The organism is Agrococcus beijingensis, assembly GCF_030758955.1.
Classification (GTDB): Bacteria; Actinomycetota; Actinomycetes; order Actinomycetales; family Microbacteriaceae; genus Agrococcus; species Agrococcus beijingensis.
Genome location: NZ_CP132360.1, coordinates 2,340,759 through 2,365,993, shown reverse-complemented (window position 1 = coordinate 2,365,993; position 25,235 = coordinate 2,340,759). Strand labels below are relative to the sequence as shown.

Annotated in this window: 25 protein-coding genes and 1 pseudogene; 15 read left to right on the top strand and 11 right to left on the bottom strand. The window is 72.8% G+C overall.

What is annotated here, in order from left to right:
• Positions 1-12: 12 nt before the first annotated feature.
• Together Q9250_RS11520 and Q9250_RS11515 are read right to left on the bottom strand one after the other, a co-directional pair.
• Positions 13-735, bottom strand: a complete 723-nt coding sequence (locus Q9250_RS11520) for a formylglycine-generating enzyme family protein (protein WP_306232023.1) — start codon at positions 733-735, stop codon at positions 13-15.
• Positions 732-2,201: an MFS transporter gene (locus Q9250_RS11515; protein ID WP_306232022.1), complete on the bottom strand. Its 1,470-nt coding sequence runs from the start codon at positions 2,199-2,201 to the stop codon at positions 732-734. The genes Q9250_RS11520 and Q9250_RS11515 overlap by 4 nt, the downstream gene beginning before the upstream one ends.
• A 121-nt stretch (positions 2,202-2,322) precedes the next feature.
• Here Q9250_RS11515 and Q9250_RS11510 point away from each other — a divergent pair, with 121 nt between their 5' ends.
• Complete coding sequence (locus Q9250_RS11510; RefSeq protein WP_306232021.1) at positions 2,323-2,922, top strand: dihydrofolate reductase family protein; 600 nt, start codon at positions 2,323-2,325, stop codon at positions 2,920-2,922.
• Between the two features lie 279 nt (positions 2,923-3,201).
• Here Q9250_RS11510 and Q9250_RS14195 read toward each other — a convergent pair.
• A pseudogene (locus tag Q9250_RS14195) lies at positions 3,202-3,858 on the bottom strand (HNH endonuclease signature motif containing protein); the annotation flags it as partial.
• Between Q9250_RS14195 and Q9250_RS11505 the strand changes: the two are divergent.
• Together Q9250_RS11505 and Q9250_RS11500 are read left to right on the top strand one after the other, a co-directional pair.
• Entirely contained in the window at positions 3,840-4,790 is a 951-nt protein-coding gene (locus Q9250_RS11505; RefSeq protein ID WP_306232020.1) for a hypothetical protein, read from the top strand. The pseudogene Q9250_RS14195 and the gene Q9250_RS11505 overlap by 19 nt on opposite strands.
• A 229-nt stretch (positions 4,791-5,019) precedes the next feature.
• Positions 5,020-5,490, top strand: coding sequence for a cupin domain-containing protein (locus tag Q9250_RS11500; protein WP_306232019.1), 471 nt, complete (start codon positions 5,020-5,022; stop codon positions 5,488-5,490).
• 64 nt (positions 5,491-5,554) lie between these two features.
• Here the strand turns inward: Q9250_RS11500 and Q9250_RS11495 are convergent, their stop codons facing one another.
• Positions 5,555-6,463: a hypothetical protein gene (locus Q9250_RS11495; protein WP_306232018.1), complete on the bottom strand. Its 909-nt coding sequence runs from the start codon at positions 6,461-6,463 to the stop codon at positions 5,555-5,557.
• Positions 6,464-6,699: 236 nt separating this feature from the next.
• On the opposite strand from Q9250_RS11495, the gene Q9250_RS11490 reads away from it, so the two are divergent.
• Entirely contained in the window at positions 6,700-8,484 is a 1,785-nt protein-coding gene (locus Q9250_RS11490) for a DEAD/DEAH box helicase (protein WP_306232017.1), read from the top strand.
• Between the two features lie 42 nt (positions 8,485-8,526).
• Here Q9250_RS11490 and Q9250_RS11485 read toward each other — a convergent pair whose 3' ends face one another.
• Together Q9250_RS11485 and Q9250_RS11480 are read right to left on the bottom strand one after the other, a co-directional pair.
• On the bottom strand, positions 8,527-9,399 hold the full coding sequence (locus Q9250_RS11485; RefSeq protein ID WP_306232016.1) for a hypothetical protein: 873 nt from the start codon (positions 9,397-9,399) through the stop codon (positions 8,527-8,529).
• 119 nt (positions 9,400-9,518) lie between these two features.
• Positions 9,519-10,154: a hypothetical protein gene (locus Q9250_RS11480; RefSeq protein ID WP_306232015.1), complete on the bottom strand. Its 636-nt coding sequence runs from the start codon at positions 10,152-10,154 to the stop codon at positions 9,519-9,521.
• 256 nt (positions 10,155-10,410) lie between these two features.
• Between Q9250_RS11480 and Q9250_RS11475 the strand changes: the two genes are divergently transcribed.
• On the top strand, positions 10,411-11,184 hold the full coding sequence (locus Q9250_RS11475; protein WP_306232014.1) for a hypothetical protein: 774 nt from the start codon (positions 10,411-10,413) through the stop codon (positions 11,182-11,184).
• A 12-nt stretch (positions 11,185-11,196) separates the two neighbouring features.
• The gene (locus tag Q9250_RS11470; RefSeq protein ID WP_306232013.1) at positions 11,197-11,883 is read left to right on the top strand and encodes a sortase domain-containing protein; all 687 of its coding nucleotides are present in this window, start codon (positions 11,197-11,199) and stop codon (positions 11,881-11,883) included.
• A 27-nt stretch (positions 11,884-11,910) separates the two neighbouring features.
• Here Q9250_RS11470 and Q9250_RS11465 read toward each other — a convergent pair whose 3' ends face one another.
• Positions 11,911-12,579: a GntR family transcriptional regulator gene (locus tag Q9250_RS11465; RefSeq protein ID WP_306232012.1), complete on the bottom strand. Its 669-nt coding sequence runs from the start codon at positions 12,577-12,579 to the stop codon at positions 11,911-11,913.
• Between the two features lie 105 nt (positions 12,580-12,684).
• Here Q9250_RS11465 and Q9250_RS11460 point away from each other — a divergent pair, with 105 nt between their 5' ends.
• The 6 genes from Q9250_RS11460 to Q9250_RS11435 are packed head-to-tail and all read left to right on the top strand — an operon-like array spanning position 12,685 to position 19,438.
• Positions 12,685-13,704 carry a Bug family tripartite tricarboxylate transporter substrate binding protein gene (locus tag Q9250_RS11460; protein ID WP_306232011.1) on the top strand — a complete coding sequence of 340 codons (1,020 nt, stop codon included), beginning with the start codon at positions 12,685-12,687 and terminating at the stop codon, positions 13,702-13,704.
• Positions 13,701-14,270: a tripartite tricarboxylate transporter TctB family protein gene (locus tag Q9250_RS11455; RefSeq protein WP_306232010.1), complete on the top strand. Its 570-nt coding sequence runs from the start codon at positions 13,701-13,703 to the stop codon at positions 14,268-14,270. The genes Q9250_RS11460 and Q9250_RS11455 overlap by 4 nt, the downstream gene beginning before the upstream one ends.
• Positions 14,270-15,907, top strand: coding sequence for a tripartite tricarboxylate transporter permease (locus Q9250_RS11450; protein WP_306232009.1), 1,638 nt, complete (start codon positions 14,270-14,272; stop codon positions 15,905-15,907). Before Q9250_RS11455 ends, Q9250_RS11450 begins: the two co-directional genes overlap by 1 nt.
• Positions 15,904-17,409: an MmgE/PrpD family protein gene (locus Q9250_RS11445; protein WP_306232008.1), complete on the top strand. Its 1,506-nt coding sequence runs from the start codon at positions 15,904-15,906 to the stop codon at positions 17,407-17,409. Before Q9250_RS11450 ends, Q9250_RS11445 begins: the two co-directional genes overlap by 4 nt.
• Complete coding sequence (gene prpB, locus Q9250_RS11440; RefSeq protein ID WP_306232007.1) at positions 17,409-18,359, top strand: methylisocitrate lyase; 951 nt, start codon at positions 17,409-17,411, stop codon at positions 18,357-18,359. The genes Q9250_RS11445 and prpB overlap by 1 nt, the downstream gene beginning before the upstream one ends.
• A complete protein-coding gene (locus Q9250_RS11435; RefSeq protein WP_306232006.1) occupies positions 18,356-19,438 on the top strand; it encodes an oxidoreductase in 1,083 nt (360 codons plus the stop codon). Before prpB ends, Q9250_RS11435 begins: the two co-directional genes overlap by 4 nt.
• Positions 19,439-19,456: 18 nt before the next feature.
• On the opposite strand, the gene Q9250_RS11430 is transcribed toward Q9250_RS11435, so the two are convergent.
• Entirely contained in the window at positions 19,457-19,801 is a 345-nt protein-coding gene (locus Q9250_RS11430) for a type II toxin-antitoxin system PemK/MazF family toxin (RefSeq protein ID WP_306232005.1), read from the bottom strand.
• A complete protein-coding gene (locus tag Q9250_RS11425; protein WP_306232004.1) occupies positions 19,798-20,043 on the bottom strand; it encodes a ribbon-helix-helix domain-containing protein in 246 nt (81 codons plus the stop codon). The genes Q9250_RS11430 and Q9250_RS11425 overlap by 4 nt, the downstream gene beginning before the upstream one ends.
• Positions 20,044-20,251: 208 nt before the next feature.
• Between Q9250_RS11425 and Q9250_RS11420 the strand changes: the two genes are divergently transcribed.
• Positions 20,252-21,415, top strand: coding sequence for an acyl-CoA dehydrogenase family protein (locus Q9250_RS11420; RefSeq protein ID WP_306232003.1), 1,164 nt, complete (start codon positions 20,252-20,254; stop codon positions 21,413-21,415).
• 137 nt (positions 21,416-21,552) lie between these two features.
• Here Q9250_RS11420 and Q9250_RS11415 read toward each other — a convergent pair whose 3' ends face one another.
• Entirely contained in the window at positions 21,553-22,068 is a 516-nt protein-coding gene (locus Q9250_RS11415) for an SRPBCC family protein (RefSeq protein WP_306232002.1), read from the bottom strand.
• Between the two features lie 216 nt (positions 22,069-22,284).
• Here Q9250_RS11415 and Q9250_RS11410 point away from each other — a divergent pair, with 216 nt between their 5' ends.
• Both Q9250_RS11410 and Q9250_RS11405 read left to right on the top strand, forming a co-directional pair.
• Positions 22,285-23,445 (top strand): bifunctional 2-methylcitrate synthase/citrate synthase, encoded by a 1,161-nt coding sequence (locus Q9250_RS11410; RefSeq protein WP_306232001.1) that lies wholly within the window; start codon positions 22,285-22,287, stop codon positions 23,443-23,445.
• On the top strand, positions 23,442-24,269 hold the full coding sequence (locus tag Q9250_RS11405) for an aldo/keto reductase (RefSeq protein WP_306232000.1): 828 nt from the start codon (positions 23,442-23,444) through the stop codon (positions 24,267-24,269). Before Q9250_RS11410 ends, Q9250_RS11405 begins: the two co-directional genes overlap by 4 nt.
• Positions 24,270-24,529: 260 nt before the next feature.
• Here Q9250_RS11405 and Q9250_RS11400 read toward each other — a convergent pair whose 3' ends face one another.
• Entirely contained in the window at positions 24,530-25,189 is a 660-nt protein-coding gene (locus Q9250_RS11400) for an alpha/beta hydrolase family protein (protein ID WP_306231999.1), read from the bottom strand.
• Positions 25,190-25,235: the final 46 nt, after the last annotated feature.

Sequence of the window (25,235 nt, the reverse complement as noted above, 5' to 3'; positions counted from 1 at the left end):
CGCACGGCCGCCTCAGTCGAGCAGGTCGCGCAGCGGCGTCCAGCCGACCGGCAGCGGCCCGCGGATGTCGGCGCGCTCGCGGTCGGCGGCCGCCGACCAGCCTTGCGCCGCGGTCGCGCTCGGCTCGGCGACGGCACCTTGGGCGACGCGCAGCCCGACGTCCTCGAGCAGTGCGTCGGGCGCGGTGCCGCGTCGCACCGAGGCGCGGACGCTGAACGGTCGGTCGGACCAGCCGCCGCCGCGGAGGCTGCGGTACGCGCCGTAGCGGGCGGGGTCGGCGTAGTCCCAGCACCACTCCCAGACATTGCCGAGCATGTCGTGCAGCCCGAGGGCGTTCGCCGCCTTGCGGCCCACCGGCTGCGGGCCGTCCACGCCGTCGGCGGCCGTCCAGGCGACCTCGTCGAGCGGCCCGTATGTCGGCGTCGTCGTTCCCGCGCGGCACGCGTGCTCCCACTCCGCCTCGGTCGGCAGTCGGTAGCCGTCGGCGGATGCGTTCCAGGCCACCCGCCCGTCGGTCACGTCGTACGCGGGGCGCAGCGACGCATCCGCCGACATCGTGTTGCAGCGGTGGATCGCGTCGATCCAGCGGATGCCGTGCAGCGGCACGCCGTCGTCGTCGGTGAGCGGGGTGCGCGCCAGGCGGAAGGGGCGCAGCCCGACCGTGCGCTCGCCGCCGGTGCGCGCGTCGCGCTGGAGCAGCTCGCCGCCGGGGACCTCGAGCAGCTCGGGCGTCACGCCTGCGTCGCGCGGGTCGCGTCGGGCACGGGCGGATCGGCGAGCGGCTCCTCGGCGCCCGGCTCCGGGTCGGCGAAGGCCAGCTTGGGCACGGCGACGAGGCCGACCGCGGCGACGAGCGCGGTGACGCCGCAGATGATCCAGACGACGATGTAGCCGCCCAGGCTCGCGGCGGTGCCGATGGCGCCGACCGCGAGCACGATCGCGAAGATCGACGACGCGAACGAGCCGCCGATGGTCTTCGTGGTGTTCGTCATGCCGGTCGCGACGCCCGTCTGGCCGCGCGGCGCGGCGGCGGCGGCCGCGGCGGGCAGCGCGCCGACCAGGGCGCCAGAGCCGAGCCCGGCGATCGCCATGCAGCCGAACACCTGCCAGATCTCGAGGTGGAACGGGATCAGCAGCAGGTAGCCGACCCCGACGAGCGTCGACGCGACGATGAGCAGCAGACGGGGGCGGATGCGCGTGGAGAAGATCGCGAGGAGGCTCGCGCCGACGATCAGGGAGAACAGGTAGACGCCGATGAGCAGCGAGCGGCCGGTCGCGTCGAGGCCGAGGCCGTAGCCGAGCGACGGGTCGGTGCCGGCGTAGGTGGCGAGCGGCGTCTGGGCGCCCAGCAGGCTGACACCCACGAGGCCGGCGGTGAGCTGCACCGGCCACATCGACGGCTGCCGCATGACGCGCAGGTCGATCGCCGGGTCGGCCTTGCCGAGCACCCAGCGGCCGAAGGGCAGCAGCAGTGCGACGCCGATCGCCATGACCGCCCAGCCCCACCAGGCGCCCGCGCCGCCGAGCTTGAGGAACGTGAGGCCCGAGGTGATGGTCAGGAGCGACAGCGCGAGGAGCACGAAGCCGCCGGCGTCGAGGGAGCGGCCGGGGAGCGGCTCCGACTCGGGCACGCCCCAGAGGATGGCGAAGAAGGTGAGCGTCACCATGGCGGCCGGGATCATGAGGGTCGGCGGGATGGCCTCGCCGAAGGCGCCGAGGGCGACGGCCGAGCCGAGGGCGCCGAGGATGGCGCCCGCCTCGAGCGCGATGACGAGCAGGCCCGCCGCGCGGCGGGTGGTCGAGGGGGCGACGCCGGTGCGGCGGCCGCGGTCGAAGATGAGGGCCACCTCGAGCGGCAGCCACACCGCGTAGGCGCCCTGCAGCGAGAACGCGAAGAGGTAGCTCCAGAAGTCTCCCGAGAACGCCATCCACCAGCTCGCTCCCGCGGTGACCGCGGTCGACAGCAGCAGCATCCGCTTGTGGCCGTGCATGTCGCCCAGCTTCGCGAGGATCGGCACCAGGAGGGCCGAGAGGAGCAGCTGGCCGGCCTCGAACCAGTTGACGTCGGCGTCGGTGACGCCGAGGAAGCGGGCGATGTCGGGCGTCAGCGTGACGTACCAGCCCTGCAGCACGCCGCTCGTGAGCTCGACGCACACGAGCCAGCCGATGAGTGCAAGCGGCACTGCGCGCGTCGTCGTCACGACTGCATCATGCCATCGGGGCGGCGAGGGGCTACCGTCTCGGGTTCGCCGCGCGGATACTGGCGACGGCGGTGCCCCGAGGGCGCGCTGCGCGGAGCCGAGAACAGCGGGAGGCGGGATGATGGGTGAGCTGCACGTCAACATGCACATGACGCTGGACGGCGTGATCCAGGCCAACGGCGGACCGACCGATCAGGACGCCGGCTATCCGCATCCGGGATGGGAATGGGCATACGCCGACGACGAGTCGGGCGCCCGCCTGATGGAGATCATCGAGGATGCCGACGCGCTGCTGCTGGGCCGCGTCACCTACGACATCTTCCGCGCCTACTGGCCGGGCAAGCAGGATCGCATCGGCATCGCGTTCGATCGGGTGCCCAAGTACGTCGCGTCTCGCGGCGCGCCTGCGCTGTCGTGGGAGGGCACCACGCAGCTGCGCGATGCTGCGGTGGAGGTGCGGGCGCTGCGCGAACGGCACCGGCAGATCCAGATGTGGGGGAGCGCTGATCTGCTGCGGACGCTCTTCGCCGAGGGTCTGGTCGACGTCGTCAACCTCTTCACGTACCCGATCGCGCTGGGCGTCGGCAAGCGGCTCTTCCCCGAGGGCACGGCGCCGACGCGGTTCGCGCTCGAGGAGCCGCCGCAGGCCTACCCGGCAGGCAGCATGCTGCTGCGCTACCGGCGTCTCGAGGGTGCACCGGAGACGATGCCGGCGGTGTGAGCGCTCGGCCGGAGCCCGAGCGCGCGCTTGATCAAGCCAGGGGTCGGCTTCAGTCGGTCGACTCCGCCGCTGGTGGANGGGTGGTTCGTCGGGGCCGGGTGGGGCGACGATGCCGATCGGGATCTCCCAGGAGCTCTCCCGCGGGTCCCAGGCGGGCGTGTCGGCGAAGCGTGGGCCCTGCGGTTCTGGTTCGTCGCGGTGGATGTCGCCGAGCGGGCTGGTCCATTCGAGTACCCCGTCGGGCAGCTGCCGGACGGTCCAGCGGGTGGCGTGCTTCATCGTGTGGTGGCGTCGGCACAGGTGGGCGAGGTTCGACAGGGTGGTCATGCCGCCCTTCGCGAAGTCCTTCGTGTGGTCGACGTCGGCGCGGGAGACGGGGTTGGCGCAGCCGGGCCAGCGGCAGTGCCCGTCGCGGGCGCGCAGCAGCCGGCGTTGCGCACGGTTGGGCTGGTAGGTGTCGACCGTGACCGGCAGCCCGGTGACCGGGTGCAGGAACAGCCGCTCCCAGACGACCGTCTCTGCGGCGAGCGCTCGGATGGTGGCCGCGTCGACGAGCACGCGGCCGTCGAGGGCGGCCGGCCAGCGCAGCTCCGGCTCGGGGGCATCGTCGAGGTCGTCGGTGTGGGGCTCGTGCAGCAGCTCGGTGGCGGGGATGGTGACGGTGATGGTGCCGCCCACCGCCCGCGCGCGCCGCCCACCGCCCGCCACCCTCGCGCGCTTCGCCCACCGCCCGCAGCCGCCGCGCGCTCCGCCCACACTCGCTCGACCCCTTCCACCAAATTCGACCTGGTGCACCAGGTCGATATTGGTGGAAGAGGTCGGGCCGGTGTGTGGCCGCTCGGGGCCGCGCGTGCGCGCTCCACAGGTGAACGCATCCGTCACCCTCGAGCGCCGGCGAGCGTGACAGTGTGCGCAGCATGCAGGCGGAGAGTGCATCGACGGGCGAGCAGGTGCGACGGGTGAGCGCCATCGTGGCGCAGGAGTCGGGGTTCCGGCCGGAGCGCGATGACGGGCTCATGCGGGTGCGCCGCGGTGTCTACGCACCGACGGCGTCGTGGGCCGCGGCGGATCGCGACGCCGCCTACCTCATGCGGATCCGCGCCGCCCACGCCGCTCGGCCCAACGCGGTCTTCGCCCGCGAATCGGCGCTCGCGATCCACGACGTGCCCTACGGCCTCGCACCTGCCGCAGTCTTCACGACCGGCGACACGAGGACGGCGGGGAAGAAAGCCGGCATCGTGCACGCTCCGGTCGAGCTGCAGCCGTTGGACATCACGGCCGTGGGCGATCTGGCAGTGTGCTCGCTCGCGTATGCGCTCGCCGACGTCGCGCGCAAGTGCAGCGTGCTCGACGCCGTCTCGGCGATCGACGCGGCGCTGCATCAGGGCTCGGTGACGAAGGCACAGATCATCGAGGCGCTCGGCAGGCAGGGCAAGTACCGCCGTGCGCGGGCGGAGTGGGCGATCGCCTTCGCCGACGGCGCGTCGGAATCGGTCGGCGAGTCGTGGAGCCGAGTGCGCATCCACCAACTCGGGTTTGCCGCTCCAGAGCTGCAGGTGTGGGTCGCGGGACCGACCGACAAGCAGTGGCGAGTCGACATGCGGTTCCGGCGCGAGGGCCGCAGGCCGGTCTACGGCGAGTTCGACGGCGAGCAGAAGTACGGCAAGCTCGCCAACGAGCAGGGCAGCTCCGGCGTGCGGGCGCTCATGAAGGAGAAGGCTCGCGACGACGAGCTGCTGTTCAGCGGGGATCCCGTCCACTGGATCTGGGCCGACCTGCAGCAGCCGTCGCGGCTCGAGCGCATCATGACCGCGTACGAGGTGCCGCGCCTGCGCCCTCCGGTCGTGGACATGTCGCGTTCGGCGTGACTGCCCCGGACCCCTTCAACCAATATCGACCTGGGACCCCTTCCGCCAAGATCGAACCTCGGACCCTTTCCACCAATATCGACCTGGTGCACCAGGTCGGATTTGGTGGAAGAGGTCCGGAAGCGCGGCGGGGAGCGCGGTGCCCCGCGGCGGCCCCCGCAGCCGCCACCGCCGGCCGCCCGCCCCCGCGCTCTGGCGACGCTCAGGCAGCGAGGGCAGGATGCCGCGCATGGACATCCACGACAACGGCCCCAAGCCCAACGCGTTCAACATCGAGACCGCGACGGTCGAGAACACCAACTATCGCGCCGTCGCCTGGACGGGCAAGCACCTGCAGGTGACGCTCATGTCGATCGAGCCCGGCGCCTCGATCGGCCTCGAGGTGCATCACGGCACCGACCAGTTCCTGCGCATCGACCAGGGCAAGGGCGTCGCCAAGATGGGTCCCGAGAAGGACGACCTGCAGGAGCACGAGGTCGAGGACGGCTGGAGCATCCAGGTGCCCGCCGGCACGTGGCACGACGTCGAGAACACCGGCGACGAGCCGCTGCGCCTCTACACGGTCTACGCGCCGACGCACCACGCCAAGGGCATCGTGCAGCCGACCAAGCAGAAGGCCGACGCCGACGAGGAGGCCGGCCGCGACGAGCCGCCGAAGTGGGTGGAGGAGGTCGACACGAAGGGCGAGGAGACCGCCTGACCTGCCACGCAACGCGAGACGCCCGCCGGAGCACCGGCGGGCGTCGTCGTGTCTGGCGGATGCGTCAGGTGCGGTCGCCGCCGTCGGTGCGGTCGTCGTCGACGCCCCCCTCGGGCGCCGCGTCGACATCGGTCTCGGCGGGATCGGTCGCGATGTCGGGGTCGGCGCCGACGACGGTCGTGCCGTCGACGGCGACGTCGCTGGGGCCGGGGCGGTCGCCGGCGGGCTCCGACGCGCTGTGCTCGTCGTCGCGACCCTGGTGCCCCTCCTCCGGAGCGGCGGTGAAGCCGCGACGCTCGTCGCCGTCGTGCGGGGCGTGAGCCTCGGGCAGCGTGCCGCCCGGCGTTCCGGGCGTGCCGCCCTGCTCGGGCTCGCGCTGGTCCGCCGCTCCGGTCTCGGCGCCGGCGACGGAGTCGCTCGGCAAGGTGCCGCCGCGGGTGGTCGTCGGGTCGGCGCCGATCTCGTGCACCGTCGGCACCACCCCGTCGCCGAAGGCGGCAGCCGTCGCGGCCGCCGCACCCGCGCCGCCGGCCAGGCCCGCAGACATGCCCGCGGCGCCCTGCGCCTCGGCTCGGCTCTCAGCGGCGGCTGCCCGCTCCGCCCGCACTGCCGGTGCTGCCGTGGAGGCGGGACCCGCCTGGCCGCGCGCCGGGTCGTCGCTGTCGTCGGTGTCGCCGTCGAACGGGTTGTCGCCGATCAGCGGAGGCAGCTCCTCGCCGCGCTCGCCGCGCCGCTCGAGCACGAACACGGCCGACAGCATGGTGATCAGCGAGAGTCCGACGAACACCCAGCCGAGCACGTTGTTCGCGACGAGCCCGAGGCCGTCGGTGACGCGGGTGTAGCTGAGGATCGCGAGCAGCGCACCGACGCCGACGAGCACGCCGGTCAGCACGACGAACCACATGGGGCGGGTGCGGCGGGTCGCGATGACGACGCCGATCAGCAGCGCTGCAAGACCGAGCAGATAGTGCATGGCGTCAGCCTAGGCGCCGCACCCCGAACGCGCACCGAACCCGCGCATCTCAACGTGCGAGGTGCTGCTTCGCCGCACCCCATGCGCCGAGCAGACACAGAGCACGTTGAGATCCGGGCGCGAGCCGGCGCGCAGTCGTCGGGCCGCGCCGGGCGCGAGCCGGCGCGCAGTCGTCGGGGCGCGCGGGGCGACACGCAGGCGGGGCGAAGTGGGCGCACGCGCCTACCATTGAGCGAGTGACCAGCCTGCCCGCCTCGACGCATCCCAATGCGCACTTCGGGTCGTGGGCCGCCGATCACCTGAGCCCCAGCTACCCCGAGCGCGCCGCCTGGGGCACCGCCCAGCCGCTGCGCGCCTGGCAGCAGGAGGCGCTCGAGCAGTACTTCCGCACCGAGCCGCGCGACTTCCTCGCGGCGGCCACCCCGGGCGCCGGCAAGACCACCTTCGCGCTGCGGCTCGCCTCCGAGCTGCTGCGCCGCGGCGCCGTGCAGCGCATCACCGTCGTCGCCCCCACCGAGCACCTGAAGCAGCAGTGGGCCGACGCCGCGCACAAGGCCGGCATCCGCCTCGACCCCGACTTCTCGAACGGCGACGGCGACTACCCGCGGCAGTACCACGGCGTCGTCGTGACGTACGCGCAGGTCGCGGCCCGCGCATCCGTGCACGAGCGCATCACCCGGTCGGCGCCGAGCCTGATCATCCTCGACGAGGTGCACCACGCCGGCGACGCGCTCAGCTGGGGCGATGCGGTGCTCGAGGCGTTCGGCCCGGCCACCCGCCGGCTGTCGCTGACGGGCACGCCGTTCCGCAGCGACACCTCGCCGATCCCGTTCGTGCAGTACGTGCGCGACGAGCGCGGCGTGCGCCTCAGCCAGACCGACTACGCCTACGGCTACGACGCGGCGCTGCGCGACAGCGTCGTGCGGCCGGTGCTCTTCATGGCCTACGCCGGCACCATGCAGTGGCGCACGTCGATGGGCGACGAGATGAAGGCGACGCTCGGGCACGGCGACACCAAGGACATCACCAACGGCGCCTGGCGCACCGCCCTCGACCCGGGCGGCGAGTGGATCCAGCAGGTGCTGCGCTCGGCCGACGTGCGGCTGACGCACGTGCGGCAGACGGTGCCGGATGCGGGCGGTCTCGTGATCGCGACCGACCAGGCCCAGGCGCGTCAGTATGCACAGCTGCTCAGGTCGATCTCGGGGCAGGAGCCGACCGTCGTGCTCTCCGACGACGCGGGCGCCTCGGATCGCATCGGCGCGTTCGCGGATTCCACGACGAGGTGGATGGTGGCGGTGCGCATGGTCTCGGAGGGGGTCGACGTGCCTCGGCTCGCGGTGGGCGTCTACGCGACGAGCTCGTCGACGCCGCTGTTCTTCGCGCAGGCCATCGGCCGCTTCGTCCGCTCGCGGAGGCGCGGCGAGATCGCCACCATCTTCCTGCCCTCGGTGCCGCCGCTGCTGACACTGGCGGCCGAGCTCGAGCGGCAGCGCGACCACGCGCTCGACCGCGAGCGCGACGACGACCAGCTGCTCGACGACGACCTGATGGCGGCAGCCGAGCAGGGCGACAAGGACGACCGCGAGCCGGCCCCCTTCACGTGGGAGCCGATGGAGTCGAGCGCCACGTTCGACAAGGTGCTCTTCGGCGACCTGGAGTTCGGGCAGCTGGTGGAGCCCGAGACCGAGGAGGAGCTCGACTTCATCGGCATCCCCGGGCTGCTCGAGGCCGAGGACGTCTCCGAGCTGCTGAAGCGCCGGCACCAGCGGCAGGCGGCGCGCATCCGCGAGCGCCCGGCGGCGGAGGCCCCGCCCGAGCCGCTCTACCGCAACATGCGCGAGGAGCGGCAGCTGCTCAACTCCCTCGTCGCGATCGTCGCGAAGCGGCGCGGCGAGGCGCACGCGCTCGTGCACGCCGAGTCGCGGCGGGTCTGCGGCGGCCCGCCCGTCGCACAGGCTTCCATGCAGCAGCTGCGCGACCGCATCCGCTACCTGCGTCGGGTGGTCGACAAGCGCTGACGCGCCGTCGACGCGCGCGTCGAGAAGGCACGATCCGCCGGCTCAACCGCCCGTGAAGTCGGCGTGCCAGACGTAGATCGCGTCGCTGGCCGCGCCGGTCTGCCGCGCGATGTCGTCGGCGCCGCCGATCGTCGGGTCGTCGCCGTCGAGCGGCGCCCAGAAGATCTTCATCGTCGTGGTGCCGTCGGCGGCCTCGGGCCGTGAGCGCTCGACGAAGGGCTGCTCGGCCGTCGTGGTGTAGCCGTTGGTGCGTGCCCAGCGGCGCAGCGCCGCGAACGAGCGGGGGGCGCGCTCGAGCAGCGCCTCGGACACCCGCACGATGCCGCCTCCTGCGCCGTCGACCGGGCTCGAGTACGACGCGGCGCACACCACGTCGAGCCCCGCGATCGCGTCGGCGGGCTCGAAGGCATCTCGCACGTCGGCCGCCGCGAGCTGCGCGGCGGCGTCGCCCGGCCACCACATCAGGTGGTTGCGATCGAGCACGAACTCGTCGCCGCAGTACGGCACGGCGTCGGCGGTGGCGGTCGGCGACGGCGGGGCAGGAGGCAGCGGATCGGGACCCGGGTCCGGTGCGGACGCCGCGGTCGCGCTCGGCGCCGGCGGCGTCGACTCGGCGGAGCGGCTCGGCTCGGGAGGGGGCCTCTCCGCGGGGGAGCGGCTCGGTCGCGGCGAGGCGCTCGCGCTCGGCCCGGCGGTCGGCCCGGCGCTCGGCGCACCGGACGGCGCACCGGACGGCGCGGCGGTCGGCTCGGCAGTCGGCCCAGCGGTCTGCCCGCCGGATGCGTCCGGCTCGGTCGTGCGCTCAGGCTCGGCCGCGCTCGGCTCCGCAGGCACGCTCGGCTCGGGCGCGCAGCCGGTGAGCCCCAGCAGCGCTGCGCCGCCGATCGCCAGCGCCAGCATGCGTCGTGCCTGCATGACCAGAGCATGCGCCCGCAGCAATGGCATCTGCCGAGCGATCGATCACGATCTCGTCACGATCGCCACAGGTCTCGGGTCAGCCGGCCGCATGAGCTGCGTCGGGCGCCCGCCGCGGGTCAGTCGTGCTGGACCCAGCAGGTGAGCACGGCAGAGGCGACGGCGTAGGCCGCGCCCTCCTGCGTGCGCGAGCCGCCGGCGAAGCCGTCCGGCACCGCGGTCGCATCGACCGTGAGCGTGCGGCCGTCCTTGAGGAACCCGACCACGCCCTCGCCGGTCGAGAAGGAGGGCAGGCCGAGCCCGAGCAGCCCCTCGATGTCGTCGGCGCCGAGGGACTCCTGCAACTGGTCGAAGTGCGCCTGGCCGGCCGCCGCATCCGCCGTGTCATGCACGGTCAGCTCCAGCGGCGCGCCATCGATGTCGAAGGTGCACGTGTAGGTCGGCGCCTGCCACGACGACTCGGGCGCATCCACGCCCGGGATCCCGAAGATGGCGGCGACGGCGGTCACCACCTGGCCGCCGCAGATCATCTGCGCAGCCGCCGAGGGCTCGGCCGCCACGACGGCGTCGCCCGAGTCGCCGCCGTGCTCCGCGCCCGACATCGTCGAGCCGTCGGGCATGGCGTGCGACGCCTCGGTCGATGACGGAGCGGGCGAGGGGGAGGCGGCGGGGGATGCGGTGGCTGACGCGCATCCGGTCAGCAGCAGCGCGGCGGCGCCGACCGCGAGGGCGACGAGGCGGTTCGTGCGAGCCATGCGATCCATCCGATCTGTGTCGATCCCGATCTGTGTCGATCCCGATCTGTGTCGATCCCGCCGGTGCGCGCTGAGCGAGCGAGGCGGGTGCGTGGAAGGGGTTCGGTGCGGACCGCCGATCGGATTGCAGCGATGCGGCAGCCGGCCGGCGCGCGAAGTCCGACGGCAATCTCCAATCCGTCAGCCCGGGGGCGCCGAAGACCGTGGCAGAGGGGCGCACGTGGTGCCCCAGGAACCTTCGGAAGAGGTACCTCTCATGAAGAAGAAGTCAATGCTGATCATGGCACCGGCCCTCGGGTTCGGCCTCGTGATCCTGAGCGCATCGCCCGCGATGGCGGCCGACGCGACGGGCTCGTACTCCACGACGCTCGACGAGATCAACAACAGCGGTGCATCGGGCGAGGTGTGGATCGATGTCGAGGGCGACATGGCCACGGTGACCCTGAACGCGACCGGGCTGGCCGCCGAGTTCGACGGCAACCCGTACCCGCACGTGCAGCACATCCACATCGGCGCACAGGGCGCCTGCCCCGCGCCGAGCGCGGACACCAACGGCGACGGCATCATCAGCACCACCGAGGGCGCGCCCTTCTACGGTGGCATCGGCACGACGCTCTCGATCGGACTCGCCGACAAGAGCCCGGACGCGGGCCTCGACCTGATGGTCGCGCCGTCCGGCCCGACCATCACGTATGAGGAGACGTTCCAGATGGATCAGGCCACGCTCGACAACCTGAGCGCCGGCACCGCCGTCGTGGTGGTGCACGGACTCGACCCGGCGACCCAGCCCGAGTCGGGCATGTCGCCCAGCGACCTGGTGCCCGAGCTGCCGCTCGCCGCGACCTCCCCGGCGCTCTGCGGCGTGGTGGCGATGGCGCCCGCCGGCGGCGTCGACACCGGTGTCGTCTCTGCAGCCGATGAGGGCAACGAGGTGGCCACGATGGGCTTCGTCGCCATGGGCGGCCTGTTCGCCACGCTGCTGCTCGCCGGCATCACGGCGATCCGTCGCCGCGCGATCCGGGTCAGCTGAGCCTCGACACGCATGATGATGCTCCACAGCACGGGCCGTCGCCTCCGCCTCACGGCGGTGGCGGCGGCCCTGCTGCTCAGCCTGACCGCCTGCGGCACCGCGGCCTCCGCGCCCGTGCCGCCCACGACATCCGCCAGCCCGACGGCGGCGCCGACGCCCGCGCAGTCCGAGCCCCAGCCCGAGCCCCAGCCCGAGGCCGCGGCTCCTGCGGCCGAGAGCGAGCCGGCGTCGCCGTCGATGCCCGCGTCGCGACCGGTGCAGGTGACGATCCCGGCGCTCGAGCGCGTCGCCGACCTGGTCGTCACCGGCATGCGCGCCGACCGTCGCCTCGAGGTGCCGCCGGAGCCCGAGGGCTCGCCCGCCAGCTGGTACGACGGATCGCCCACCCCGGGCGAGCGCGGCGCCGCCGTGCTGCTCGGCCACGTCAATTCGCCCATCGACGACAGCGGCGTCTTCTACGGCCTCGAGACGATGCAGGCCGGCGACCTCGTCGAGGTCGCGCGCGAGGACGGCTCGGTCGCGGTGTTCGAGACCTACCGGGTGGAGTCGTTCGCCAAGGACGCCTTCCCGACCCGCGCCGTCTACTATCCGGTGCCGGGCGCCGAGCTGCGGCTCATCACCTGCGACAGCTTCGACGACAACCCCGACGAGTTCCCGAACAACCTCGTGGTGTTCGCGAAGCTGGTCGAGGTCAGGTAGCCGCGAAGCCGTCGTCGCTGCCTCCGGTCAGGCGTCGGCGTCGTCGGGCTCGGGGGTGAGGCCGATCGCGATGCCGCGAGCAGCGTCGATGTGCTCTCGCATGGTGCGCTCGGCCAGCGCCGGGTCGCCCGAGAGCACAGCCTCGCAGACGCGCCGGTGCTCGTCGACCGCGTCGGAGCTGCGGCCCGGCTCGCGGGTCGTGAGCGCCCGATAGCGGTCGACGTGCCCGCGCACGATGTGCAGCAGGTTGCCGGCCAGCTCGTTGCCGCTCATCGCCAGGATGTGGTCGTGGAAGTCGGCGCCGATGCGCACGACCTCCTCGTCGTCGTCGCGCAGGCGCTCCATGAGCGACACCTGGCGCAGCAGGTACTGCTCGTCGGCGGGCGTGACCCGCTGTGCGGCATCGGCGGCGATCAGCCCCTCGAGGCGCGAGCGCACGTCGTAGACGTGGCGCAGCTCCTCGATCGACACGGGCGCGACGATGGTGCGGTTCGAGCTGAGCTTCACCGCCAGGCCCTCGGCCGTCAGCGTGCGGAGCGCCTCGCGCACAGGCGTGCGAGAGACGCCGAGCTGGTCGGCGAGCTCGGGCTCCGAGAGCAGCGAGCCGGGGGAGAGCGTGCGATCGACGATGAGGGCCCGCAGCCGCTCGTAGGCGGGGGACCGGCTGTCGCGTCGCCCTCGCCCGCTGCCTTCCATGCCGCCATGATGGCACAGGGCTCGCGCAGTTGGATACCTGTATGCAAGTATGCTTCAAGGGTGCGGCGCTGAGGCCGCGCAGGACACGAACACGAGGGAGTGCACGTGAAGCAGCAGGTGAAGTCCGCGGCGATGATCGCGGCAGTGGCGATCGCACTGGTCGGATGCACGACCGCGAACCAGGCGCCGCAGGCGTCGGACGCGGGCGAGACGGCGGCCGCAGAGGTGCAGGCGCTGGGTCGCATGGAGATCCTCGCCCCGGCCGCCCCCGGCTCGGGCTGGGACCAGACCGCACGCGCCCTGGGCACCGCCCTCGAGGGCGGTGAGTTCGCCGAGTCGATCACCGTCACGAACGTGCCCGGCGCCTCGGGCACCGTCGCGCTCGCGCAGGTCGCGGCCAACCCCGGCCAGGAGGGCGTGCTCATGGCCTCCGGCCTCGCGATGATGAGCGGCGTGCTGACGAACGACACGGGCGTGAGCCTCGACGACGTCACGCCCATCGCGCGCCTGATCGGCGAGGCGGAGATCATCGTGGTGCCCGCGGCTTCGGAGTTCCAGACGATCGAGGACCTGCTGGCCGCGATCGCCGAGGACCCCGCCGGCGTGCCGATCGCGGGCGGCTCGGCCGGCAGCGCCGACCACGTGTTCCTGGGCCTCCTGGCCGAGGCGTACGACATCGAGCCCAGCCAGCTCAACTACGTGCCGTTCTCGGGCGGCGGCGAGGCGACCACCGCCCTGCTCGGCAACCAGGTCAGCGCCGGCATCGCCGGCATCGGCGAGTTCCGCGACCAGATCCTCGAGGAGGAGCTGCGGCCGCTGCTGCTCTCGAGCAGCGAGCCGGTCGAGGGCATCGAGGTGCAGAGCGTCGCCGACATCGGTCACCCCGACCTCGAGTTCGCCAACTGGCGCTCGATCATGGCGCCGGGCGGCATCGACGACGAGCTGCGCCAGCAGTACGTCGACGTCGTGACCGAGCTCGCCGGCTCGGACGCCTGGGCCGAGCAGCTCGAGACGAACGACTGGGCCGACCTGTTCCTCGCCGGCGACGAGTTCGACGCGTGGCTCGACGAGGAGAACACCCGCGTCGAGGGTGTGCTCTCGCAGCTGGGCCTCGTCGTCCAGTGACGAACCGCCCCACTGTCGCCCCGGAGTCGGGAGCCGCGATCGCGGCCCCCGGCGCCGGGGCGACCCGCGTGCCGGAGGCAGGAGCCAAGCGGCGCTGGCCCGAGCTGCTGCTCGGCATCGCCGTCGTCGCCATCGGCATCGTCACGATCCTCGACGGGCTGTCGCAGCCTGCCTCGACCTCCGCCTCCGGACTCGGCGCGGGTCAGTTCCCGATGATCGTCGGCGGCCTGACCACCGGGCTGGGCATCCTCCTCATCGTGCAGATCCTGCGCGGCAGGCTCGGGCATCCGGATGCCGCAGAGGGCGACGTCGACGCCAGCCGCCTCCATTGGTGGCAGCTGCTGCTCGCCACCGCCGCGCTCGTGCTGTTCGCGCTCACAGTCGACGTGCTCGGCTACCCGATCGCCGCGGCCATCACCTTCGTCGCGGTCGCCTTCGCCACCGGCGCCAAGCGCTGGCTCCTCACCATCGGCATCGCCGTCGTGCTCTCCCTCGGCGTCTTCTACCTCTTCACCCTGCTGCTGCGCATCCAGCTGCCGGCGGGCATCCTGACGGGAATCCTGTGATGGACGGCATCGAAGGACTCGTCCACGGCTTCACGGTCGCGTTCACGCTCCAGAACCTGCTCTTCGCGCTGCTCGGCGCATTCGTCGGCACGATGATCGGCGTCCTGCCGGGCATCGGCCCGGCGCTCACCATCGCGCTGCTCCTGCCGATGACCTACGGCATGGAGGTCGCGAGCGCCTTCATCCTCTTCGCCGGCATCTACTACGGCGCCATGTACGGCGGATCGACGACCTCGATCCTGCTCAAGACTCCCGGCGAGTCCGGCTCGATCGTCGCCGCCATCGACGGCAACAAGATGGCACGCGCGGGCCGCGGCGCCGCGGCGCTCGCGACTGCGGCGATCGGCTCGTTCATCGCCGGCACGATCGCCACGGTGCTCGTGGCGCTGTTCGCGCCGGGCATCGTCGACATCGCGGTGCAGCTGGGCGCGCGCGACTTCTTCGCGCTCATGGTCGTGGCCTTCCTGACGGTCGGCGCACTCGTCGGCGGCTCGCCGCTGCGCGGCCTGACGTCGCTCGCCCTCGGCCTCACGCTCGGCCTCGTCGGCATCGACTTCCAGTCCGGCCAGGATCGCCTGACCTTCGGCATGCCGCGACTGCTCGACGGCATCGACACGGTCGTGCTCATCGTCGCGCTCTTCGCCATCGGCGAGGTGCTCTACGTCGTCGCGCACCAGACCACGTCGAAGTACGCGGTCGAGTCGATCAAGGGCCAGCGCTGGATGACGCGCACCGACCTGCGCCGGTCGTGGAAGCCCTGGCTGCGCGGCACCGCGATCGGCTTCCCGCTCGGCGTGATCCCCGCCGGCGGCAGCGAGATCCCCACGTTCCTGTCGTACTCGCTCGAGAAGCGGCTCGCGAAGGGCGCGCGGCGCAAGGAATTCGGCAACGGCGCCATCGAGGGCGTCGCAGGCCCCGAGGCCGCCAACAACGCGAACGCCGCCGGCACGATGGTGCCGCTGCTGACCCTCGGCATCCCGACCTCGGCGACCGCGGCGATCATCCTGGTCGCGTTCCAGCAGTACGGGCTGCAGCCCGGCCCGGCGCTGCTGCGCAACGAGCCCGACCTGGTGTGGGGACTCATCGCGAGCCTGCTGATCGGCAACCTGATGCTGCTCGTGCTCAACCTGCCGCTGGTCGGGGTCTGGGTGAAGCTGCTCAAGATCCCGAAGCCCTACCTGTTCGCGGGCATCGCGACCTTCGCGCTGCTGGGGGCCTACGCCGTCAACGGCGCGTCGTTCGACGTGCTGCTGCTGATCGTCTTCGGCGTCGTCGGCTACCTGCTGCGGCGCTTCGGCTTCCCGATCGCCCCCGTCGTCGTCGGCGCCATCCTCGGCCCGCTCGCCGAGCTGCAGCTGCGCCGCGCGCTCGACATCTCGGCGGGCGACCCGCTCACCCTGCTCGCCTCGCCGTTCTCGGTGGTCGTCTACGTCACGCTGGCGGTCGTGCTCACCCTGCCGCTGCTCATCCGCACCCTGAACCGGCGCCGCCTCACGAGAACCACCATGCTGGAGACGGTGCCCGACGACCACCGCGACCAGCGCGACGAGCGCGACGACCGCGAGCACCCCATCCAGCTCACCGAACCCCAGCCCGCGTCCGCCCAGCAGACCCCCGCAACCAAGGAGAAGCCATGATCCAGCACGAGGTCCGCGCCCGCAAGAGCGCCGAGAACCTGCCCCGCGAAGAGCAGCTCGCCTGGAAGATCGCGCAGGTCGCGGTCGACCCCGTCGAGGTCGAGGCCGAGGTCGTCGAGATGATCGCGAACCGCATCATCGACAACGCCTCGGTCGCGATCGCGAGCCTCAACCGCCCGCCGGTCGTCTCGGCCCGCGAGCAGGCGCAGCGCCACCCCTTCCAGCCGGGCGCCGCCGTCTTCGGCATCGGCGACCGCGTCAGCCCCGAGTGGGCGGCGTGGGCCAACGGCGTCGCCGTGCGCGAGCTCGACTACCACGACACCTTCCTGGCGGCCGAGTACTCCCACCCGGGCGACAACATCCCCCCGATCCTCGCCGTCGCCCAGCACGTCGGCTGCGACGGGCGCGCGCTGGTGCGCGGCATCGCCACCGGCTACGAGATCCAGGTCGACCTGGTGCGCGCCATCTCGCTGCACAAGCACAAGATCGACCACGTCGCCCACCTCGGCCCCTCGGCCGCCGCCGGCATCGGCACCATGCTCGGCCTCGACGCCGAGACGATCTTCCAGGCCGTCGGCCAGGCGCTCCACACCACCACCGCCACGCGCCAGTCGCGCAAGGGCGAGATCTCCACCTGGAAGGCGCACGCCCCCGCCTTCGCCGGCAAGATGGCGGTCGAGTCGGTCGACCGCGCCATGCGCGGCCAGACGAGCCCCGTGCCGATCTACGAGGGCGAGGACGGCGTCATCGCCTGGCTGCTCGACGGCTGGGAGGGCTCCTACCAGGTGCCGCTGCCCGCACCGGGCGAGCCCAAGCGCGGCATCCTCGACACCTACACGAAGGAGCACTCGGCCGAGTACCAGGCGCAGGCCTGGATCGACCTGGCCCGCAAGCTCTCGGCCGAGCGCCCCGAGCTGCGCGACCCCGAGAACGTCGTCTCGATCGTGTTGCACACCAGCCACCACACCCACTTCGTGATCGGCTCGGGTGCCAACGACCCGCAGAAGTACGACCCGACCGCGAGCCGCGAGACGCTCGACCACTCGATCCCGTACATCGTCGCGGTCGCGCTGCAGGACGGCGGCTGGCACCACGTCGACTCCTACGCGCCCGAGCGCGCGCAGCGGCCCGACACCGTCGCGCTGTGGAACAGGATCACCACCCTCGAGGACCCGGTGTGGACCGAGCGCTACCACGACCCCGACCCCGACAAGAAGGCGTTCGGCGGCCGCATCGTCGTCACCCTCACCTCGGGCGAGACGATCGAGGACGAGATCTCGGTGGCGGATGCGCACCCGGCCGGGGCGCGCCCGTTCGGCCGGGCGGAGTACGAGCACAAGCTCCGCACGCTCGCGCAGGGCATCATCGGCGACGCCGAGATCGACCGCTTCCTCGCCCTCGTCGACCGCCTGCCGGAGCTCACCGCCGACGAGGTGCGCCAGCTCAACGTCGTCGCGCCCGCGGGCACGGTCGACGGCGGCACCACGAAGGGCCTCTTCTAGTGCTGTCGACCCGCGTCACGCCGAACGAGAAGCGGAAGGCGCTGCGGGCGGGCCTCGCCTCGGGCACCATCCAGCGCTTCCCGGGCGCCTTCACGCCGCTCACCGCGCCGCTCATCGAGCAGCTGGGCTTCGAGGGCGCCTACATCTCGGGCGCCGTGATGGCGGCCGAGCTGGGGCTGCCCGACATCGGGCTGACGACGCTGTCGGAGGTCGCCGAGCGCGGCCGCCAGATCTCGCGGATGACCGACCTGCCGACCCTCATCGACGCCGACACCGGCTTCGGCGAGGCGATGAACGTGGCGCGGGCCGTGCACGAGCTCGAGGACGCCGGCGTCTCGGGCCTGCACCTCGAGGATCAGGTCAACCCCAAGCGCTGCGGCCACCTCGACGGCAAGGAGGTCGTCTCGCTCGACCTCGCCGTGCAGCGCATCGCCGCCGCAGTGCGGGCCCGCCGCGACAGCGACCTGCTGATCATGGCGCGCACCGACATCCGCGGCGTGCAGGGCCTCGGCGCCGCCGTCGACCGCGCGAAGGCGCTCGAGGCGGCCGGCGCCGACGCGATCTTCCCCGAGGCGATGGCCACGCTCGAGGAGTTCGCGGCCATCCGCGCGGCGGTCGACGTGCCGATCCTCGCCAACATGACCGAGTTCGGCAAGAGCGCGCTCTTCACGCACCAGCAGCTGCAGGACGTGGGCGTGAACATCGCCATCCACCCGGTGTCGCTGCTGCGCATCGCGATGGGCGCGATCGAGCGCGAGCTTGGGCTGCTGAACGAGACGGGCACGCTCGACGACGCGGTGCCGCGCATGCAGACGCGCGCCCGCCTGTACGAGCTGAACGACTACGCCGCATACAACGCGTTCGACGAGGGTGTGTTCGACTTCGAGGTGCCGAGCGGCTTCGCGGGCGGCACGACCGGAGAGGGATCCACCGGAGGCGACGCGTCTTGAGCCTGCTCTTCGCGCCCGTGCAGGTGGGCGGGGTCGAGGCGCGCAACCGCGCCTGGGTCTCGCCCATGTGCCAGTACTCCTGCGAGCGGCAGGACGGCATCCCCGGTCAGTGGCACCTCGAGCACCTCGCGTCGTTCGCGCGCGGCGGCGCGGGCCTCGTGATGACCGAGGCGGCGGCGGTCGAGCCGATCGGCCGCATCTCGCCGCAGGACACCGGCATCTGGAACGACGAGCAGGCCGAGGCGTGGGCGGTGATCGCCGAGCGCATCCGCGCCCACGGCGCCGTCGCCGCCATGCAGCTCGCCCACGCCGGCCGCAAGGCCTCCGCGCGCCGCCCCTGGTCGGGCCACGGCACCGCGCCCGCCGACGAGGGCGGCTGGCAGAGCGTGGCTGCGGGGGCGGATGCGTTCGGCCGGTTCTCCGCGCCCCGCGCGTTGGAGAGCGACGAGGTCGCGCAGCTGCCGAGCCTGTTCGCGGCGGCCGCCCGCCGCGCGGTCGACGCCGGCTTCGAGGCGATCGAGCTGCACGCCGCCCACGGCTACCTGCTGCACCAGTTCCTCTCGCCGCTCACCAACCAGCGCGACGACGAGTGGGGCGCCGACGCCGGCGGACTGCGCGTCGAGCTGCTGCGGCAGGTCGTCGCGGCGGTGAGGGCAGCGGCACCGGAGGCCGCCCTCATGGTGCGACTCAGCGCATCCGACTGGGTCGACGGCGGCATCGAGGTCGACCGCACCATCGAGCACGTGCGGGTCGCGGCCGAGGCGGGCGCCGACTGGTTCGACCTGTCGAGCGGTGGGCTCGACCCGCGGCAGGAGATCCCGCTGGGGCCCGGCTACCAGGTGCACTTCGCGCGCGAGGTGCGCGCCGCGACCGGCCTGCCGGTCAACGCGGTCGGGCTGATCGACGAGCCGGCGCACGCCGAGCAGCTGCTCGCCGAGGGCGACGCCGACGCGGTCATGCTCGCGCGCGCCTGGCTGCGCAATCCGCACTGGGCGCTGGCGGCCGAGGCCGAGCTCGACGGCGAGGCGGCTGCGTCGGTGTGGCCCGACCAGTACACCCGGGCGCGCCAGCACCGTTGAGCCACCGGCAGCGGGCGGTCAGATGCCCGTGACCAGGCGGATGCCGTCGGCCATCTTCGAGAGGACGTAGGCCGGGACGCGCCCCACGGGGTACGGCTCCAGGAACTCGCGGCTGACCGCGCCGAGCTGCGACACGACCGCGACGGAGTCCTTGTCGAGACCGGAGGCATGGGCCGGCACGAGCACGTTGCCGGGGAAGGCCTCCAGCGCGAGGTTCGAGGTCAACGGCACGACGAGCACGGTGGCGATCTGCGAGGCGAGCAGCCAGTCCTCCTGCATGACGACAGCCGGCCGCCGCTTCGCCGGCTCTGAGCCGCGCGGCGACCCGAAGTCGACCCAGACGACATCTCCGTGCGCGATCACCAGTCGGTGCCCTCGCCGATGATGCGCTCCGACTCCCGCAGGAGCAGGCCGTCTGCGGCCGGCTGGCCGACGCGAGCGATGACGGCGTTCGCGAGCGCGGTCAGCTCGGCCTCGCCCTCGAGCTCGTCGGCGAGGCGGCGACCAGCGCGCCGATAGAACTCGGAGCGATTCATGCCGTGCCGCGCGGCGATGCGCTCGAAGCGCTCGAAGTCGCGGTCAGGGATCGAGATCGCAGTCTTCATGCCGAAAGTATAACGAGTCATACCGCGACGCGTCCAGCGCAGGCGACGGCACGCATCCGCACCTGTGCCTGCGCAACGGCCTGTGTCTGCGCAACGGCCCGTGCCGTAAGGTACTTGCCGACCGCTCAGCGTGGAGCGACCCGGCTGGATCCCGATCGGATCCCGGGATCCCCGCGCGGATGGCGGTCTTCTCAGACAAGGAGACGGCATGACGATCGACCTGGCCACCTACGCCCTCAGCGACGACGAGGTGACGCTCGCCGAGACGATCCGCGAGTTCGCCGACCGCGTCGTCGCGCCGGCCTCCTACGAGGCCGACCGCACGAAGACGCTGCCGATGGACGTCGTCGCGCAGATGGGCGAGCTCGGCCTGTTCGGCATCCCGTTCCCCGAGGAGCTCGGCGGCCAGGGCGGCGACTACTTCGCGCTCTGCCTCGCCATCGAGGCGCTCGCGCGCGTCGACCAGTCGATCGCCATCACGCTCGAGGCCGGGGTCAGCCTCGGCGCGATGCCGGTGTTCCGCTTCGGCAGCGACGAGCAGAAGGCCGAGCTGCTGCCCGAGCTGCTCGCGGGCAGGGCGCTCGCGGGCTTCGGGCTCACCGAGCCCGAGGCGGGCTCGGACGCGGGCGCGACCCGCACCACCGCGCGCCTCGACGGCGACGAGTGGGTCATCAACGGCGCCAAGCAGTTCATCACCAACTCGGGCACGCCGATCACGAAGTTCGTCACCGTCACCGCCGTCACCGGCGAGCAGGGCGGTCGCAAGGAGATCTCGACGATCGTCGTGCCCAACGGCACCCCGGGCTTCACCGTCGAGGCCGCCTACGACAAGGTCGGCTGGCACGCCTCCGACACGCACCCGCTCACGTTCGTCGACGCGCGCGTGCCCGCGGGCAACCTGCTCGGGCAGCAGGGCCGCGGCTTCGCGAACTTCCTGCACATCCTCGACGAGGGGCGCATCGCGATCGCGGCGCTGTCGACCGGCGCCGCCGAGGGCTGCCTCGAGGACGCGATCGACTACGCCAAGCAGCGCACGGTCTTCGGCGAGCCGCTCGCGACCCGCCAGAGCATCCAGTTCACGCTCGCCCGCATGCAGGCGCGCGTGCACACGGCCCGGCTCGCGTGGCACCAGGCGGCGCGGCTGCGCGATGCCGGCAAGCCCTTCAAGACCGAGGCGGCCATCGCCAAGCTCACCGCCAGCGACGCGGCGATGGACAACGCGCGCGACGCGACGCAGATCTTCGGCGGCAACGGGTTCATGAACGAGTACTCGGTGGCCCGGCACTTCCGCGACTCGAAGATCCTCGAGATCGGCGAGGGCACGAGCGAGGTGCAGCTGCTGGTGGTGGCGCGGGCGCTCGGCGTCGCGTAGGCGCTGCGTCCGCCGTCGCTGGCTCGGCTCCGGCAGGTCTCGGGCGCTGGGGGCTTCCGCTGGGACTATCCCGCCGGAGGCGCTGAGCCGACGAGATCTGCCGGTCTCTCGGGCCTCGGGGCCGGGCCGCGTCGGCGCTACTGGCCGCGCGCTGCGGGCGCGACCGGCGCGCTCAGCCCCGCCGACCCGTGCCGCGCGCCCGTCTCGACGAGCGCCTTGAGCCGCGCCAGCAGGTCGGCCCAGCCCTCGTCGTAGGAGCGCTGCACGCCGTCGGCGCCGCCGCCGTCGCCCCACAGCAGCGCCGCCTCGTGCACGAGGCTCACGCGCGTGCCTCGCGGGCGCGGCTCGAGCACCAGCCGCACGTGCCCCTCGACGTTGTCGCCCATGCCCATCTGGCCGCGCCAGGCATAGCTCGCGCCCGGCACGCACTCGGTCACCACGCCCCAGAGCGCCGACGCGTCGCCGGCGTGCTCGAGCACGGCCTCGCCCGCGCGCAGCGGCAGCTCGATCACGCACGGCATCCCGGGCAGCATGCCCTCGAGCAGCAGGTACGGCTTGCCCCACCACGCCGACGGCTCGTCGACGAGCGCGTGCCAGACGACGTCGGCGTGGGCGGCGATGTCGACCGCCTGCTCGATGCGGATCTGCTGCACGGGTGCCTCCAGGGTCTGCCTCGAGCCTGACCGGCGCAGGGTGCGCCGTCAACCTGCGGCCTGCGGCCGGTGGCCGGGTGCGGGTCGCGCAGGGCCGGTCGCGCGGGGCCGGTCGCGCCGGGCCGGTCGCGCGGGGCCGGTGGCGCCGGGCCGGTCGCGCGGGGCCGGTGGCATAGAGTCGTCGGGCGTCCGCCCACCCGTTCATCGAGGAGCACCATGGCCGAGCCCGACATCAAGAAGGGTCTCGCTGGCGTCTACGCCGACACCACCGAGATCTCGAAGGTCAACCCCGACACCAACTCGCTGCTCTACCGCGGCTACCCCGTGCCCGAGCTTGCGCTGACGCAGCCGTTCGAGGCCGTCGCCTACCTGCTCTGGTTCGGCGACCTGCCCACGGCCGACCAGCTCGCCGAGTTCTGCGCGAGGGAGCGCCAGCACCGCGCCCTCCCCGACAACGTGAAGACCGTGATGGATGCGCTGCCCGACAGCGCGCACCCCATGGACATCGTGCGCACCGCCGTCAGCATCGTCGGAGCCAACGACCCCAAGGCCGAGGACGCATCCGCCGATCTCGACAAGGCGTTCAACCTCTTCGCCGTGCTGCCCGCGATCGTCAGCTACGAGCAGCGTCGCCGCAACGGCCTCGAGCTCGTCGAGCCGCGCGACGACCTCGACTACGCCGCCAACTTCCTGTGGATGTCGTTCGGCGAGGAGGCCGACCCGGTCGTCGTCGAGGCGTTCAACCAGTCGATGGTGCTGTACGCCGAGCACTCGTTCAACGCATCCACCTTCACCGCCCGCGTCGTCACCTCGACGCTCGCCGACCTCTACTCGGCCGTCACCGCAGCCATCGGCGCGCTCAAGGGCCACCTGCACGGCGGCGCCAACGAGGCCGTGATGGGCATCTTCGACGAGGTCGGCTCGGCGGAGGAGGCGGATGCGTGGATGCAGACCGCGCTCGACGAGAAGCGCAAGATCATGGGCTTCGGGCACCGCGTGTACAAGAACGGCGACTCGCGGGTGCCCACTATGCGGGCCGCCCTCGTCAGGCTCGTGGAGCACTACGGCAAGCCCGAGGTGCTCGAGATCTACAACGCGCTCGAGCAGGCCATGGCCGACCGGAAGCCCATCAAGCCCAACCTCGACTTCCCGTCGGGCCCGGCGTACGCGCTCATCGGCTTCGACGTGCCCATCTTCACGCCGCTGTTCGTCGCCGCGCGCGTCACCGGTTGGACCGCGCACATCATCGAGCAGCGGGCGAGCAACGCGCTGATCAGGCCGCTCTCGGCCTACAGCGGACCGGACGAGCGGCACGTCGACGGGGTCGACGCATCCGCCCTGCCCACCGACACGTCGACCATCGAGGAGACCGAGTGACCATCCCCACCCGCACGCTGAACGACGGCCGCAGCATCCCGCAGCTCGGCTTCGGCGTGTTCAAGGTCGAGCCCGACGAGACCGAGCGCATCGTGCTCGACGCGTTCGAGGCCGGCTACCGCCACATCGACACGGCGGCGATCTACCGCAACGAGGAGGGCGTCGGGCGCGCGATCGCGGCCAGCGGCATCCCGCGCGATGAGCTCTTCATCACCACCAAGCTGTGGAACGACCGGCGCGGCGCCGCCGACACCCGCGCGGCGCTCGGCGAGAGCCTCGAGAAGCTCGGGCTGTCGCACGTCGACCTCTACCTGATCCACTGGCCGACGCCGAAGAACGGCAGCCCGGTCGAGACGTGGGAGACGCTGGGCGCGCTGCGCTCGGAGGGGCTCACCACCTCGATCGGCGTCTCGAACTTCGACGAGCGCTACCTGCCCGAGATCCTGTCGACCGGCGTGATCCCGGCGATCGACCAGATCGAGCTGCACCCGCAGTTCCAGCAGCGGCCCGCGGTGTCGCTGGCCGCGCAGCACGACATCGCGATCGAGGCGTGGGGGCCGCTCGGCCAGGGCAAGGTCGACTACACCGGCGGCGTCATCGGCGAGATCGCCGCCCGGACCGGCGCCTCGTGGGCGCAGGTCGTGCTCGCGTGGCACCTCGCCGCCGGGCGCATCGTCTTCCCGAAGTCGAACCGCCGCGAGCGCATGGAGGAGAACCTCGCCGCCGCCTCGGTCGAGCTGTCGGCCGCCGACATCGCGGCGATCGACGCGCTCGACCTGGGCGCGGCCGGCCGCGTGTCGAGCGACCCCGCGGACGCGAACTAGCGGCTCGGCGCGGCGCCGCTCGCGCGGGCCTGTCGCGTGGCCCGGCGCGCGGCCCTGGCGCGTCGGCCGCTCGCGTGTGCCGGTCGCGCGGCCGGGCTGCGCACCGCGAGCTCGACCCCTTCCACCGAAATCGACCTGGTGCACCGGGTCGCGCTTGGTGGAAGGGGTCCGCGTTGCGCTCGCGGCGCGGGCTCGCGGAGAGGGCTCGCGACGCGGGCTGGCGACGCGTCGGCGGGCGGCGGCGTCAGGCCGCCAGCCCGTCAGCGCAGCAGCGCTGCGATCCGCGGGCCGAGCGCCTCGGCCACGCGCGCCGGGTCGCGGTCGCCGCCGGCCACCAGGAACGAGTGGTCGCCGCCTGCGACCCAGTCGATGCGCGCGTCCGGCAGCTGCGCGACCAGCCGGTCGAGCGCATCCCCCGACTGGAACGCATCGTTCGTGCCCTGCAGGAACCGCTGCGGCAGCGCGATGTCGCGCAGGTGCTCCTCGCGCAGTGGCTCGGGCTTGCCGGGCGGGTGCAGCGGGTAGCCGAGGTAGAGCAGGCCGGTGGCGGGCATGCCGGCCGCGACGGCGGCTGCGGCCATCCGTCCGCCGAACGACTTGCCGCCCGCCCACGGCAGGTGCGGCAGGAGGCCCTTCGCCGCATCCATCACCGCGTGCCAGGTCGCGATCGCGCTCGGCGCACGCTCCGGCTGCCGCTTGCCCGCCTGCGCGTTCGGGAAGCTCGCGCGCAGCACCGCGACGCCTTCGCCGACCAGCCCGCGGGCGGCGCCCTCCATCCACGGGTGCGTGGCGGAACCGCCGGCGCCGTGCAGCAGCACGATGCTCGTCCATGCGGCCGCGGGGAGGTCGACGATGGCGTCGACGTGCGGCACCGTCGGGTGGTCGATCGTGACGGGCACGACCTGGCGCGTGGCATCCATGCAGTCGAGCCTGCCACGCGCAGCGCCCCCCGGCTCAAGCCCGGAG

Excerpts from the sequence above, each read along its gene's own strand:
- Q9250_RS11510 (WP_306232021.1), top strand. The coding sequence starts at position 2,323 with ATGGGTGAGCTGCACGTCAACATGCACATGACGCTGGACGGCGTGATC.
- Q9250_RS11505 (WP_306232020.1), top strand. The coding sequence starts at position 3,840 with ATGCAGGCGGAGAGTGCATCGACGGGCGAGCAGGTGCGACGGGTGAGC.
- Q9250_RS11500 (WP_306232019.1), top strand. The coding sequence starts at position 5,020 with ATGGACATCCACGACAACGGCCCCAAGCCCAACGCGTTCAACATCGAG.
- Q9250_RS11495 (WP_306232018.1), bottom strand. The coding sequence starts at position 6,463 with ATGCACTATCTGCTCGGTCTTGCAGCGCTGCTGATCGGCGTCGTCATC.
- Q9250_RS11485 (WP_306232016.1), bottom strand. The coding sequence starts at position 9,399 with ATGCAGGCACGACGCATGCTGGCGCTGGCGATCGGCGGCGCAGCGCTG.
- Q9250_RS11480 (WP_306232015.1), bottom strand. The coding sequence starts at position 10,154 with ATGGCTCGCACGAACCGCCTCGTCGCCCTCGCGGTCGGCGCCGCCGCG.
- Q9250_RS11475 (WP_306232014.1), top strand. The coding sequence starts at position 10,411 with ATGAAGAAGAAGTCAATGCTGATCATGGCACCGGCCCTCGGGTTCGGC.
- Q9250_RS11470 (WP_306232013.1), top strand. The coding sequence starts at position 11,197 with ATGATGATGCTCCACAGCACGGGCCGTCGCCTCCGCCTCACGGCGGTG.
- Q9250_RS11465 (WP_306232012.1), bottom strand. The coding sequence starts at position 12,579 with ATGGAAGGCAGCGGGCGAGGGCGACGCGACAGCCGGTCCCCCGCCTAC.
- Q9250_RS11450 (WP_306232009.1), top strand. The coding sequence starts at position 14,270 with ATGGACGGCATCGAAGGACTCGTCCACGGCTTCACGGTCGCGTTCACG.
- Q9250_RS11445 (WP_306232008.1), top strand. The coding sequence starts at position 15,904 with ATGATCCAGCACGAGGTCCGCGCCCGCAAGAGCGCCGAGAACCTGCCC.
- Q9250_RS11425 (WP_306232004.1), bottom strand. The coding sequence starts at position 20,043 with ATGAAGACTGCGATCTCGATCCCTGACCGCGACTTCGAGCGCTTCGAG.
- Q9250_RS11420 (WP_306232003.1), top strand. The coding sequence starts at position 20,252 with ATGACGATCGACCTGGCCACCTACGCCCTCAGCGACGACGAGGTGACG.
- Q9250_RS11410 (WP_306232001.1), top strand. The coding sequence starts at position 22,285 with ATGGCCGAGCCCGACATCAAGAAGGGTCTCGCTGGCGTCTACGCCGAC.
- Q9250_RS11400 (WP_306231999.1), bottom strand. The coding sequence starts at position 25,189 with ATGGATGCCACGCGCCAGGTCGTGCCCGTCACGATCGACCACCCGACG.